Origin of the sequence: Mediterraneibacter agrestimuris, from assembly GCF_943193195.1 — a bacterium.
Lineage (GTDB): Bacteria > Bacillota > Clostridia > Lachnospirales > Lachnospiraceae > Schaedlerella > Schaedlerella agrestimuris.
Window position 1 is genome coordinate 1 of the sequence record NZ_CALPDG010000063.1, and the last position, 13,650, is coordinate 13,650.

Consider the following 13,650-nt stretch of genomic DNA (forward strand, 5'->3'; position numbering starts at 1 on the left):
AAGAAAAATATTTTGATATCGTAAGCACGGATATGGCGAGGGTATCAAACCGGATGAAAAGTGAGGAAGGGATCTTGGAGGAAACCTATCTGCATGGGAACTGCATACCGGGGCAGAGGAGAATCTACGTCACGGTAGAAGGGGAGTTCAAAGCGTGTGAGAAAATAGGAACGGCGCCGGTATTGGGAAACTGTGAGGACGGTTATGATTTTGAGAAAGTATATAAGATTTACATAGAAGACTATGCGAAGTATTTCGAAGAGAAATGTAATAAGTGTTGGGCAAGGACGATGTGTTCTATCTGCTATGAGCGCACGATGGGAAAAGACGGTGTAAAGCCTGACATAGAGAATAAAGTCTGCGGAGGTTCGAAACGAATCATCAAGGATTTGTTTGTCAACTACTATAGATTTTTTGAAAAAGACAAAGAATTGCTGGAGAAATTGTTATCGAAATACGAAATTAGTTAGGTGAGGTAAAGATATATTAAAATTAGTATCGTAAAGTTTATAGAATCAAAAGGGGGCAATCTCGGATAGAGTTGCTTCTTTTGATTTTTGTGGACTAAAAGATAATATCTTGCGGACAAAAGGATATTTTGATATGGAAGTAAAATATCATATAAATACGGAAGTAAATAAAAGAAAAAATTTATTGACTATATAAGGTTATTGTTTAAAAGTTTATTTAGTATTGAGTATTCAAATTATGTTGCTGAAAGATGCCCTGCAAGAAGGAACGCTATTATAGAATAATGAGGAAACATAGAACTTGGCTGAGTGATGCCGGATTATTAAGTGGTTTGTTGGTGGGAGGATGATTAATCTTTAATTTTTCAGTAGGTCTTTGAATGCCTCAGCTAAGCTATCACACAGCGCCTTTGAAGGAACTTTTGCCCGCCCTTGCGTAGCATCATTTAGGGTAATTATATCGACATTGGTCAATCACACTGGAACGGTCAGAACATGGAGTCAAGTCAAATATTATTTAATGAAGAATGAAGCCAAGGAAGGTTTTGCGGCAGGCTGTGATTCAGAGGTTGACCGATCAGAGAGCGAAATGCCTGACAGAAGATACCTGCATGCAATGGGAAATTTGGCATCAAATAAAAAAGGCAACAATACAGGGATATATGACCTCCAATTTGTAGTTTCGTGCATTTACCAATATAATAAGCTGAAAATCAAAAATGGTAACAGGAACCACCGCATACAAATATAGGTTATCAAAAGAACTATAGTACATGTAGGATACGATGTACACAAAGAATGTTTTATTCTAACCGCTTGAGTTAGAAAAGGTTATATAAAAACTGAAGAAAATAATCATATAAATGGTATTACTTATGTGTTGAAATGGTTACTGCGTATAGTAATTTGGAATGATGAACAACGTACGGGCATGAACCGAAGAGCTTGAAAGTTATGATTTTATCAATTATAATAAAAAACATGACATACAGTTGTCCTGTTTGGTGTAGTATAATGAAAATTGTTAAAGGAGCAGTCATGAAAATAGACAGGCATATTGGGATTTTATCTGTGCTGTTACAAAAAAATACGGTTACCGCACCTTACCTTGCAGAACAATTTGAAGTTTCAAGACGAACCATAAACAGGGATATTGAGGACTTATGTAAGGCAGGAATACCTATTGTGACAAAGCAAGGAGTAAATGGCGGTATCTCAATTATGGAGGGTTATAAATTAGATAAAACGCTGTTCACGCAAAGAGAAATGCAGGATATCCTTGCAGGGCTTCGTAGTCTTGACAGTGTAAATGGAACAAACCGCTACGGGAAGCTGATGGAAAAGCTGTCAGTGGGTTCATCTGATTTTATGGTTGGAAACCAGTCGGTACTGATTGATTTATCCTCATGGTATAAAGAGGCGCTTGCGCCAAAAATTGAACTGATACGCACAGCCATTGAAAAATGTAGAGAGCTGGAGTTTGCGTATTATTCTCCAAAGGGAGAATCGGTTCGCCGGATAGAGCCCTGTTATCTGATATTTCAGTGGGCAAGCTGGTATGTATGGGGCTGGTGTAAAAAGCGAGAAGATTTTAGAATGTTCAAACTAAACCGTATGGAGCATTTGCAAATCTCAGAGAAAGTGTTTGCAAGAAGACATGTGCCAATGCCAGACTTAAGTAATGAAAAGATATTTCCGGGCGGAATAAAGGTGAAGGCTCTATTTGAGCCGGAATGTAAATGGCGGTTGGTAGAGGAATTTGGAAGTGAGAGCTTTACCGGACAGGAAGATGGAAAACTTTTATTTCAGGCAGATTATACGGACAAAGAAAATCTGATCACTTGGCTGATGTCTTTTAGAGATAAGGTGGAATTGCTTGAGCCAAAGGAAATACGAGATGAAATTAGGATCAGCATTGAATGCATGAAAAAGAAATATGAGATGTATTTAGATTATTAAATTGTGGAGAAGGAGAATGACTATATGAGGTACGGGTGGATTGATGAGTATTTACTTAGCAAAATAGGAGTAACGAAAGACCTGCAGAAGGAATGGAATTGGATTCGCTATCAAATCGGCGGAAAGATGTTTGCAGCGGTCTGTTTAAGCGAGAATAATGAGCCGTATTATATTACGCTGAAACTTGAGCCGTCTGAAGGTGATTTCCTGCGGCAGCAGTATGAGGATATCATTCCCGGATATTATATGAACAAAGTGCATTGGAATTCGATTAAGCCAGATGGGGAAGTACCGGATGATTTGTTAAAAGACTTGTTAGATAATTCCTATCAACTTGTGCTTGGTGGATTTAGTAAAAAAAGGCAGCGAGAAATTTTGGAGGATTCTGCTCTGAAAAATACAATAAGCTGCTGTGGTACAGACTGTTCAACATGTGGTTGTTTTGGAAATATGTGTAAGGGATGTAACATTAGTTTTGGAAGAGTATTTCATGCACCGGAAGGGCAAGCATGTCCGATATATGAATGCTCGATCAATCGAAAAAGGTTGAAAGGGTGCGGAGAATGTGAGAGTCTTCCATGTGACATATGGAGAAATACAAAAGACCCTTCGTTTTCAGAGGAAGAATTTCAGCAGAATATACAAGAACGGGTAGCAAGATTAAGGAAGGGGTGAAAGAATTATAGCATTTGATTATAAAAAAGAGTATAAAGAATTTTATATGCCGAAGAATAAACCAAGTATAGTGGAAGTACCGCCCATGAATTATATTGCGGTTCGGGGAAAAGGAAATCCCAATGCAGAAGATAGTGAGTATAAGCAATCCATTGGTCTGCTCTATGGTATTGCTTTTACAATTAAAATGAGCAAAAAGGGAAATCATCAAATTGATGGATACTTTGATTATGTAGTGCCGCCGCTGGAAGGCTTCTGGTGGCAGAATAATGTAAAAGGGATTGATTACAGCCGGAAAGAGGATTTTAATTTTATTTCAATGATCAGACTGCCGGATTTTGTGACAAAAGTAGATTTTGCTTGGGCAATAGAAGAAGCTGCGAAGAAAAAGAAAGAAGATTTCTCAAAAGTAGAGTTTCTTACTTATGACGAGGGTTTGTGTGTTCAGTGCATGCATATCGGTTCTTACGATGACGAACCGGTGACAGTTGAAATGATGCATAATTTTATGACTGCTGAGGGTTATGAACTGGATATTACAGATAAAAGATTTCATCATGAGATTTACTTGAGTGATGCCAGACGAGTAGCACCTGAAAAGTTAAAGACGGTAATCAGACATCCAGTGAAGAAAATTTGACAAATTAAGTTTAATGAAATTATTTAAAAATGTCTTTCTTGCCATGTATAATGAAAAACTTTTCTGAGGAAAAATATTAAATATCAAAAAATGGAAACAGTAACAAAAACGCCGTACATCAGACTGCCATACCAAGATGGGAAGGCAGTATAATGTATGGTGTTATGGACTGCGGCGGGGCAATACCGCTTACTTGGTTTTAACTCTGGAACGGTATATATTCAAATGATTCTACTTTATTTTTGGACTCGGATTCATCCGGATGCAGCGCTCGATTCAGCACTTTTTCATAAAGTTGGTGATAGTTTTCCATCTCCAGTTGCGGAATTACTTTACTGGCTTCCCTATAAAAATGTGCAATGTCTCTTCCGAGTTCACGTCCTTTTCGTGTATGCATATCCAGTGCATATTCCGGTATTTTCAGCGGACAGTCTTTTGCAAAATCCTGCACCAACAAGGTTTTAATATGATCGTTGGAACGTTCTTTGCTGCATTTGCATAAATAGCGGATTGCGTGTACAAAGAGAATCGATCGGTCTCCTTCATCATATAAAAATTCCTTTCTTATCTGATTCATAGAATACACCAGTGTTCCGGCAAGAGGTTCGCCGAATCCAATATCTTCTACCGAAATTACCATTAGTCTTCTCCAGAGTTTTTCTTCAAACTGCGGGCTGGTAATATACATCTCATATGCTGCCATCAACGCATCTTCTTCATTTCCACGCCGGATTGATTTTTGCAACATGGAGATAATCTCATCTCCGCCAAAACCATTTCTTGTAGTAACATGAACCCAAGGATCATAGGACATAAATTCACTCATATTAAATGCCTCCTGAATATTTTTTTACATTTCATTTTAAGTTATTTTGAGTAATTATAAATACATCTTGCGGTATGGTTTTTCGGAAGCAAAATTATATACAAGCCCGTATCCTCTGCTTGTGCCGAAAGTATTTAACCGCTATAATGTAATTACATCATACATGCTATAACGGTTTTAAGTTCAAGTATTTTCTATAGAAAGAGGATAAATATATATGAAAAAACAATATACAGTTGGACAATTGGCTTCTTTGTTTGAGATGGATCCGCAGCTTTTGCGCCATTATGATTCAGTGGGTCTGCTATCACCAAATACACGTAACGAACAAAACAATTGGCGCGTATATGATTATAGTCAAATTGAAAAACTTGCGACAATACGATATTTGCGGAAGCTGGACTTCCCATTAAAGAAGATTGAAGAGTACCTTCATATGACAGATTACGGAGACTCTCTTCAAACGTTGCAGATGCAGTCGGAGTTTCTGCATAATCAGGCAGATAAACTTTTACAGCTTGACAATATTATTCAGAAAAAATTAAACTTTATCAAACAGGAGAATCAGTTGTTGAATTTGAATCCTTTTATTAAAAAATATTATCCTGAGAGAACATGTATTATGTTCGGGGAAGAAGAGATGTTGTACCGGCATGATCTGTATTTCTTTCATCCTACGATAGTAATTCGTCAGGGCGAACAAAAATCTTTTGGGGCTTATTTATTTGATGATGAGGAAGAGTTGCTTGAAGATGCAAGAAAAGACGGGGTTCAGATCGAAATTATTCCGGAAGGCTGCTATCTGTGTACTTACCACACGGGCGATTATGAAAGTTTTGAAGAGAGTGTGGAATTATTAAAAAGCGAACATCCGGAACTGAAATTGGATGATACCGTGATTGCGATCAATGTAATTGATCAGTTTGTTGTCAGTGATATTGAGAAATATCGCACAGAAATTCAAATACAAATTTTGCCTGATGAGGTGCGGGAATAAAAAATCCGCGCTTTTTTCATTTAGGGGTTGAACTTATAATGGTTATAGGTTTTATAATCACCTCAACAAGCCCGTGATACGAAAGAAAACAAAAAGTGAAGGGAGATTTGCGATATGAAGATACTTGGTTTGGAGATTCATAAAGGTGATTTTGACGGTTTACTCGGAATACTGATTGATAACCTGTCTGTTTTCTTATTGATGATTTCATTAAACATCGGTGTGGTCGGAATGCCGGCGGAAATAGTATTCCGCAGAATTATTCCGGGGGCAGCGTTAGGATTGCTGTTTGGAAATATTTATTATGCATATATGGCAAAAAGACTTCAGAAAAAAGAAGGACGCGAGGATGTAACTGCGCTGCCTTGCGGAATCAGTGTTGTATTTGTCATTATGTATACAATGGGGATTCTGCTTCCAGTTACAAAAATAACCGGTGATCCGGAGTTGGCATGGAAAATTGGTCTTGCAGCTAACTTTATCGGCTCTCTGATTTGTGTTCTTGGGGCATTGATCGGACCGTGGCTCAGAAGGTTTTTACCATCTGTAGCAATGCTGGGACCGTTAGCAGGAGCAGCCCTGATGTTTATTGCGGGTTCCGGTTTCCGTGACGTATTTTCCAATCCAATCATTGGAGTAAGCTGTTTGGCGATCGTTTTATGGGGATATGTGGCAAATGGGAAACTTCCGTTTAGACTTCCGGCTGGTCTGGTGGTGTTGGTTCTGGGAGCAATTTTGTCTATGGGAATGGGACAGACAGTGATATCTATGGAACATATAGGTTTTTATGCGCCGTTTCCGTGGGTATTGGAACTAGGAGTTGGGACAATCAAAGAATGCGCGCCATATTTGAGCATTATTTTGCCGATAGCCATTATGAATTTTATTGGAACCTTGAACAATGTTGAGTTAGCAAAATCAGGAGGAGATGATTATAATGTGAGAGAAGCTATGGTTGCAGACGCGGTTGCTTCTGCAATCGGAGGCATTTTCGGATGCTGCTATCCGAATGGTGTGTTTTTCGGACATCCGGGATATAAACGCATGGGGGCACGTACAACCTATTCTCTGATGAATGGGATCCTTCTTACATTGCTTGCGGTGTTTGGACTGTTCAGTTTTATTAATTCTGTTATTCCTCTTGCGGCAGTTACACCAATCTTAATGTATGTGGGAATTGTTTCAACAGAGAGTGCATTTACAACGGTGCCGAAATCACATGTGGCGGCTACCTGTATCGCAATTATGCCATTCGTATGTGAACTGGCGATGAATCAAATTGACAGCACACTGAAAGCTTTCGATTTATCTGCTGCAAATGCTGATACACTGGCGCAGTTGATATCCGGCGGAGTGAACTACACAGGATATTCTACAGTAGGAAATGGAACCACATTGATTTCGATGGTACTGGCGACAATGGTTGTCTTTATGATGGACAGACAGATGTTGCGTATAAGTGCAACTGCATTTTTTGCTGCGCTTTTGTCTGCGGTGGGCTTAATCCATTCTTCTGCACTTGCATGGTTTCCGGTTCCACAGATCACACTTGCATGGTGTATCATCGGAATACTTGGTATCGCAGCATATTTGGGCGGAGTACGTCCTGATAAAGAAAAATGTGAGACGATACAAGTATCTTAAATACATTATAGACAAATTACGGATCTATTATCAGAGAATCTGATGGCAGGAAAATAAATGTTAAATAGTTGTAGATAGAGGAGGAAAGGTTATGAATGCACATGTAATTGATACTGCGTTGGGGAATATACCAGCGGATATTGTAATTAAAAACGGAAATCTGATTAATGTTATCACACATGAAATCTATCCGGCAGACATTGCGATTGCCGGGAAATATATTGCAGCGGTCGGAGAATTGGCATCAGGCAGTATTGGAGAGCACACAAAAGTCATTGATGCTGCCGGGAGATATCTTGCCCCTGGATTTATTGATGCACATATACATTTTGAAAGTAGTATGCTTTCTTATACAGAGTTTAATCGGGTGGTATTGGCGTGTGGAACTACGGTTGTCGCTTCAGATGTCATGGAAGTGTCGATTGTATCCGGATATTCTGCCATTCAGGAAATATTCAAAGAAGCAGAGGGACTTCCAGTGAAACTGGTGAATCCGATCGTCGCATTTGTACCGGAAGACGAATCTGTCCAGACTATCGGAGGAGGATTGACGGAGGATGTTCTAGAAACCATGATTTCAGCGCCGGAAGCGATTGGTTTTGCGGAAACTGTGCCGGGGAAGGTATTATCAAAGTCCCCAGAACTCTGGAAGATGTTGGAACTCTCCCGAAAATATCACAAGACAATTGAAGGACATGCGCCGGAATTGTGCGGTCCTGAATTGAACGCATATGCATCTGTCGGAATAAGATCAGACCATGAATGCGTTTCAGGGGAAGAAGCACTGGATAAAGTACGTCATGGGATCCGCGTTCTTATTCGAGAGGGAAGTGCGGCGAAAGACTTAAAGGCATGTATCAAAGCAATTACGCAAGACGGCGCTGATTCCCGTTATTTTTCTATGGTCAGTGATGATATTGATATGTATTATATTTTGACAAACGGACATCTGGATCATAAGGTAAGGATGGCAGTGCAGGAAGGGGTGGACCCGGTTACTGCAATTCAAATGGTAACGATCAATCCGGCGGAAAGCCTAAAAATCGATGACCGCTATGGGAGTATTACTCCGGGGAAATGTGCGGATATCGTATTTCTTTCTTCCTTAGAGGAATGTCAGGTTATAGATGTTATTGCAAATGGCGAAATTGTTTTGAAGGACGGTCAAGTTGTTTATAACTTCCCCAATTTTACATATCCGGATTTTATGCGAAATACAGTGTGTCTTTCTAAGAAGATTATAGCCGAAGATCTGGTACTTCATACAGATTTTGAAGCGTATACTGCAAAAGTCCGTGTCATCGGTGTGTGCGGAGATTCTCTTTTATCAGATAAACTGGAGGAAGAACTGCCGATAAAAGACGGTATAATACGTGCGGATGTTGAACGTGATATTTTACACATTGCCTGTGTAGAGCGTTACGGGAAGAATGGATGTATAGGTCGTTCTTTTGTGAAAGGGTTTGGATTTCAATCAGGGGCAATCGCAACATCTATGGGACATGATCACCATAATATTACAACAGTCGGAACCAATGCGGAAGATATGGCTGCTGCAGTTAATCGGATTGCAGAGCTAGAAGGAGGTATTGTGATTGTAGAAAATGGAGAGGTGTTGTTTGAACTGGCATTGCCGGTCTGTGGATTGCTGTGCACCAGAAACGGTCTGGAATCCGCCGAAATACTCGGAAAGATGCAAAATCACCTTTCATCAATTGGATGCGGTATGGAGTCTCCTTTTATGAGTCTTTCTTTTGTAACACTTACGATACCAGGATATGCGATTACAGATCAGGGGTTGATCGATGTGGAGACATTAACTCCTGTAGATCCTGTATTGTAACATAAGAAGTATTATGTCAGATGAAGGTGTATACAGAGAATCTCGTAGTTGAGATTCTCTGTGGACTATACTGTAAAAGTTATTAAAAAATCAATAGGCTTATACTTATGAACAATAGTAATTATAAAAAATACTCTAATTATTTTATTTGTACTTCTGAATATAAAGTGCTAAAATTTGAGCATGGGGCGATGCAAATTTTGCAAAATTCATTAAATGAAAAGTACAATTGTTCAATGGACGTTAATTGTGCAGAAAATATACCTATGAAGACGCATGCAGACTTTTGAATTGGGAAAGAAATGAAGTACCTTTGAATATTGGCGGCTATAAGTATGATAAAAAGACAAAAACATTTCCTGTATTTATTAACTACGATAAGAATGATAATATTAGTGATACAACAAAATACGAGGATCATTTTATCAATGCGGATAACTTGATTATTATTTAGGCAAGATGTTCGCAACGGGAAACACAAAAGAATTTGTTATGCCCAATACGGACAAAACGGCAGTTGAAATTGAATGGCAATTAGAAACCCCGGTTCGGGAATATATTTATGAGTATATAGTAAGAGGTTAATTATGTCAGAAAAGAAAATACTAAACGTGGTTGCGGCTATTATTATAAATGAAGGAAATGTGTTTGCGACGCAGCGCGGGTATGGAGAATTTAAAGATGGATGGGAATTCCCCGGCGGAAAGGTGGAAGAAGGAGAAATTCCGGAGGAAGCACTGAAAAGAGAAATTAAAGAAGAACTCGATACAGAGATTGAGGTGGTTGAATTTTTGGATACAGTCGAGTATGATTATCCAAAATTCCATTTATTGATGGACTGTTTTATATGCAGAATAACTACTGGAGACTTAGTACTGAGAGAGCATGAAGCTGCAAAGTGGCTGAACAAAGAGAATCTTGACAGTGTAGATTGGCTGCCGGCAGATTGTGTGCTGATTGATAAGATCAGGGAATATTTATTCACTCGTTTCACCTTTCGTGACATTCGCATGGATGAAGCTGATCAAGCTGTCCTGATCGAACAGATATGCTTCCCGCCGCACGAAGCATGCTCTGAGAAAATGATGTGGGAGCGCATTAGTACAGCGCCGGAACTATTTCTGGTTGCAATAGACAAAGAAACGGGAAAGATTGCAGGCTTCTTGAATGGTTTGGCAACAGATGAGACAGAATTTAAAGACGAATTTTTTATAGATGCGGGAATGCACAATCCGACAGGGGAGAATATTATGCTGCTTGGGCTGGATGTGCTTCCTGAGTACCGCAGGAAGGGGCTGGCGAGAGAAATAATGTCTCAATATTGTGACAGGGAGAGGAAGAAGGGAAGAAAGAGATTAATTTTGACTTGCTTAAAAGAAAAAGTAGAAATGTATGAAAAAATGGGGTATCGCAGTAATGGCATTGCGAATTCTTCGTGGGGAGATGAGCAGTGGTATGAGATGTGTTATGATTTAAAATAATTTCTGAGTGTCCAAACTTTTCCACACTCAATATCTCATAATATAGCTATCAAAGAAAAAATTAAAATTTTAATTTTATGGAGGAGAGATAGCTATGAAAGGATATTTTGTTACAGATGGATATATGGGATATGTAGATGGAGAGTATCGGCTGTTTGCAGATGAGACTGACTATAAAGAATATTTGGAAGATTAAATGTAGCAGTGCAGCCAAAGGGCTGAATTGTCGGTTACAATTAAAATAATGCAGAGGACAAAAAATATTTGGTTTCCCCATTTGGATATTGTATAATAAACCATGATGTATTGTTATGACATCATGGTTTATTATATTTTTCGGAGGTCGATTATGAAAAAATTACGGTATTTATTAAGTATGTTTGTGCTCGTACTAAGCATGTTGACTGGCTGCTCAATAGTGGCACGTCAGGCCGGTGATGGGGAACAGCAATCCACGCTTCAGAAAATAGAATTGGATTCGGATTTGTCAGATATAGAGGATAATGATTCAGAGAATCAGATTTCAAACAAGGATATAAATGATTTAGAAACGAAGATATCTGTGGAACGTGATGGTGAGTATACCTCAAAGAATGAGGTTGCGGCCTACCTTAATCAGTATAGTGAGCTGCCGCGCAATTTTATTACGAAGAAGCAGGCAAAGAAACTGGGGTGGGTTAGTTCGGAAGGCAATTTATATCAAGTGGCGCCGGGGAAGAGTATCGGCGGGGATCATTTTGGAAATTTTGAGGAGAGGCTGCCGAAAAAAGAGGGGCGAGAGTATTACGAATGCGATATTGACACTGACGGAAGTTATCGCGGAGCTAAGCGGATTATTTACTCAGATGACGGATTGATCTACTACACGGAAGATCATTATGAAACATTTGAACTGCTTTACGGCGAAGAATAGCGATTTGAAAAGAGAGAAGATGGTGCTGAACATTTTATAGGAAATTATTTTGGGATGGAAGGAAGTCATTGGAATAAGATAAGGAGGGTTATATGAAAATATATTTGGATATCCGCCGGTTAAATGAGCGGACGGAAGCGCATGAATATTTAAAGGGGCAGCTGAGGCTTCCGGAATATTACGGAAAGAATTTGGATGCGTTGTTTGATTGTCTTACAGAGATTGGCGAGACAGATATTTATTTTGAACATAGAGACTTTGCAGAAGGGTATTTTGAGCTGATCTATCAGGTGTTTAAAACTGCCAGTGATGAAAATCCTGATCTGCGAATTCATTTTTCCTTGAGATAAATGATATAATAAAAATCCACTGTATCTGGTTTTTCAGTACAGTGGATTTTTAATTCATGACATCCATTGGATTATCCTCCTTATTTACTTAATATCTATCTGAAACTATTATCTCAAATAGTGTTTTCAAAAAATGTTTGATTAAAAATTAATGTCCCATTGGTCCTTACCTCTTTCATTAGACTTGTTATTCAATTAAGGTTAAAGATTAATTGTCTGGTGGTCCGTCCTCCTTTTCTTTTGCTATTATTATAATATCTTACAAAGTATGAAATGTCAATAGAAAAGTTAGAAAATAAATAAAAAATATATAAATTAACAGATGAATATAAAAAATATGGAGATAAATCAGTTAAAATATATTTTGTTTGTTTCGTGATGAAATTAAAAAAAGATTTACAAAGAATATTTATGGGATTACTATGTATACAACAGATAAGAACGAAATTTCTGTGAATGACTACAATAAAAGACTGCAATAATAAATCTTTTGAACGATCATAGTGCATTTGTGGTTAACAATGTAATGAAATAATATTTGCTTAGACATATTTTAAAAACTAAGCAATAAACGAAAAAACAAAAAAGAAATGGAGAAAGCTATGTTAAGACCGAAAGAAGTAGTGTGTAAGTGGGTAGATGCTTTTAATAGCCATGATGTGGATGCTATTATAAATCTGTATCATGAAAATGCGACGAATCATCAAGTGGCAAATGATCCTGTTGTAGGGAAAGAGGCAATCAGGGCAATGTTTACAGATGAATTTTCTATGGCTGATATGACGGCCATTGTAGAAAATATATTTGAGGATGGACAATGGGCAATTCTTGAATGGCGAGATCCGTTGGGGTTGAGAGGATGCGGCTTTTTTCAGATCGTAAGTGGAAAAATTTTGTTCCAGCGAGGATATTGGGATAAACTTTCGTTTTTGAAACAGCACAATTTGCCTATTGAATAGGCTATAATAAGTTAAAGATGATTTTGAAAGATAGAAAAAACTAAAAAGCTAAAAATTGTCTAAAATGCGCGAAATATATAAAAAATAGAAAAAACGTTGACAATTTCATTCGCCAATGTTAATATAGTCTTCGTCGCTGAAAACGGCAGTCTTACGAAGGCTGGTATAGACGAGCGGAAGCCGCAGGGGATTGGAGAGCATCCGGGAATCTTGCCGAAAGAACTGTTGAAAAAATGTCGAAAAAACTTGAAAAAAGTTGTTGACAAATAAGAAGCGGTGTGATAATCTAAATAAGCTGTCGCTTGAACAGACAGCAAAGAAAAATAAAAAAGTTCTTGACAACGAAAAAGTTTTTTGATAAAATATCAAAGCTGTCGCATGAAGAGAACGACAAGAACATTGATAACTGAACAATAGACAACAACCCTTGAAAATTTCTTATGAGAAAATTTTTAAGAACTACATTGACACAAGATGATATTCGACAATGTCGAATGGTTTTTACACTGAATTCGTGAAAGACCTCATTAAGTGTTCAATGCCAAACAGTAAAAAGGAAAAGAATTGCTAGCAGTGATTCTTGACTGGACAAACAAAGAAGCTTCGATGGTTCTAGGTTCGGAAGAACCTTACCAAGAACACACGAAGAAGTTCCGACAGTTCTAAACTCGTGGGAAACTTCGTTAAGAACATGCGGAGCGTATAAACGGTAAGACTTGAAACTACCAAGTCAAACCTTTTTATGCGAGAGTTTGATCCTGGCTCAGGATGAACGCTGGCGGCGTGCCTAACACATGCAAGTCGAGCGAAGCGCTTTACTTGAATTCTTCGGAAGGAAAGTATTGTGACTGAGCGGCGGACGGGTGAGTAACGCGTGGGTAACCTGCCTCATA

Annotated in this window: 11 protein-coding genes, 1 rRNA gene and 3 pseudogenes; 14 read left to right on the forward strand and 1 reads right to left on the reverse strand. The window is 38.4% G+C overall.

Going from position 1 to position 13,650, the window contains the following annotated elements; translation table 11 throughout:
• From NFS18_RS17635 to NFS18_RS17655, 4 genes and pseudogenes are all read left to right on the forward strand, one after another.
• Positions 1-470: pseudogene (locus NFS18_RS17635) on the forward strand (radical SAM protein); the annotation flags it as partial.
• A 1,038-nt stretch (positions 471-1,508) separates the two neighbouring features.
• The gene (locus NFS18_RS17640; protein WP_251392649.1) at positions 1,509-2,429 is read left to right on the forward strand and encodes a helix-turn-helix transcriptional regulator; all 921 of its coding nucleotides are present in this window, start codon (positions 1,509-1,511) and stop codon (positions 2,427-2,429) included.
• 24 nt (positions 2,430-2,453) lie between these two features.
• Positions 2,454-3,104: an MmcQ/YjbR family DNA-binding protein gene (locus tag NFS18_RS19625; protein WP_331477757.1), complete on the forward strand. Its 651-nt coding sequence runs from the start codon at positions 2,454-2,456 to the stop codon at positions 3,102-3,104.
• Positions 3,105-3,111: 7 nt separating this feature from the next.
• Positions 3,112-3,744 (forward strand): GyrI-like domain-containing protein, encoded by a 633-nt coding sequence (locus tag NFS18_RS17655; RefSeq protein ID WP_251392652.1) that lies wholly within the window; start codon positions 3,112-3,114, stop codon positions 3,742-3,744.
• 199 nt (positions 3,745-3,943) lie between these two features.
• Here the strand turns inward: NFS18_RS17655 and NFS18_RS17660 are convergent, their stop codons facing one another.
• On the reverse strand, positions 3,944-4,570 hold the full coding sequence (locus NFS18_RS17660; RefSeq protein WP_251392637.1) for an AAA family ATPase: 627 nt from the start codon (positions 4,568-4,570) through the stop codon (positions 3,944-3,946).
• Between the two features lie 217 nt (positions 4,571-4,787).
• Between NFS18_RS17660 and NFS18_RS17665 the strand changes: the two genes are divergently transcribed.
• From NFS18_RS17665 to NFS18_RS17710, 10 genes and pseudogenes are all read left to right on the forward strand, one after another.
• The gene (locus NFS18_RS17665) at positions 4,788-5,567 is read left to right on the forward strand and encodes a MerR family transcriptional regulator (protein ID WP_251392639.1); all 780 of its coding nucleotides are present in this window, start codon (positions 4,788-4,790) and stop codon (positions 5,565-5,567) included.
• Positions 5,568-5,681: 114 nt separating this feature from the next.
• Entirely contained in the window at positions 5,682-7,211 is a 1,530-nt protein-coding gene (locus tag NFS18_RS17670) for a SulP family inorganic anion transporter (protein WP_251392640.1), read from the forward strand.
• A gap of 91 nt (positions 7,212-7,302) precedes the next feature.
• Positions 7,303-9,054 carry an adenine deaminase gene (locus NFS18_RS17675; protein ID WP_251392641.1) on the forward strand — a complete coding sequence of 584 codons (1,752 nt, stop codon included), beginning with the start codon at positions 7,303-7,305 and terminating at the stop codon, positions 9,052-9,054.
• A gap of 247 nt (positions 9,055-9,301) precedes the next feature.
• Positions 9,302-9,639 (forward strand): annotated as a pseudogene (locus NFS18_RS19845) (DUF3427 domain-containing protein); the annotation flags it as partial.
• 2 nt (positions 9,640-9,641) lie between these two features.
• Positions 9,642-10,034, forward strand: a pseudogene (locus NFS18_RS19850) ((deoxy)nucleoside triphosphate pyrophosphohydrolase); the annotation flags it as partial.
• 30 nt (positions 10,035-10,064) lie between these two features.
• Positions 10,065-10,535 carry a GNAT family N-acetyltransferase gene (locus NFS18_RS19855; protein ID WP_251392654.1) on the forward strand — a complete coding sequence of 157 codons (471 nt, stop codon included), beginning with the start codon at positions 10,065-10,067 and terminating at the stop codon, positions 10,533-10,535.
• A 349-nt stretch (positions 10,536-10,884) separates the two neighbouring features.
• Complete coding sequence (locus NFS18_RS17695) at positions 10,885-11,448, forward strand: ribonuclease domain-containing protein (RefSeq protein WP_251392643.1); 564 nt, start codon at positions 10,885-10,887, stop codon at positions 11,446-11,448.
• A 92-nt stretch (positions 11,449-11,540) separates the two neighbouring features.
• Positions 11,541-11,798, forward strand: coding sequence for a barstar family protein (locus NFS18_RS17700; protein ID WP_251392645.1), 258 nt, complete (start codon positions 11,541-11,543; stop codon positions 11,796-11,798).
• Positions 11,799-12,400: 602 nt separating this feature from the next.
• Positions 12,401-12,757 carry a nuclear transport factor 2 family protein gene (locus tag NFS18_RS17705; RefSeq protein WP_251392647.1) on the forward strand — a complete coding sequence of 119 codons (357 nt, stop codon included), beginning with the start codon at positions 12,401-12,403 and terminating at the stop codon, positions 12,755-12,757.
• 740 nt (positions 12,758-13,497) lie between these two features.
• Positions 13,498-13,650: ribosomal RNA gene (locus NFS18_RS17710) — 16S ribosomal RNA — on the forward strand; the annotation flags it as partial.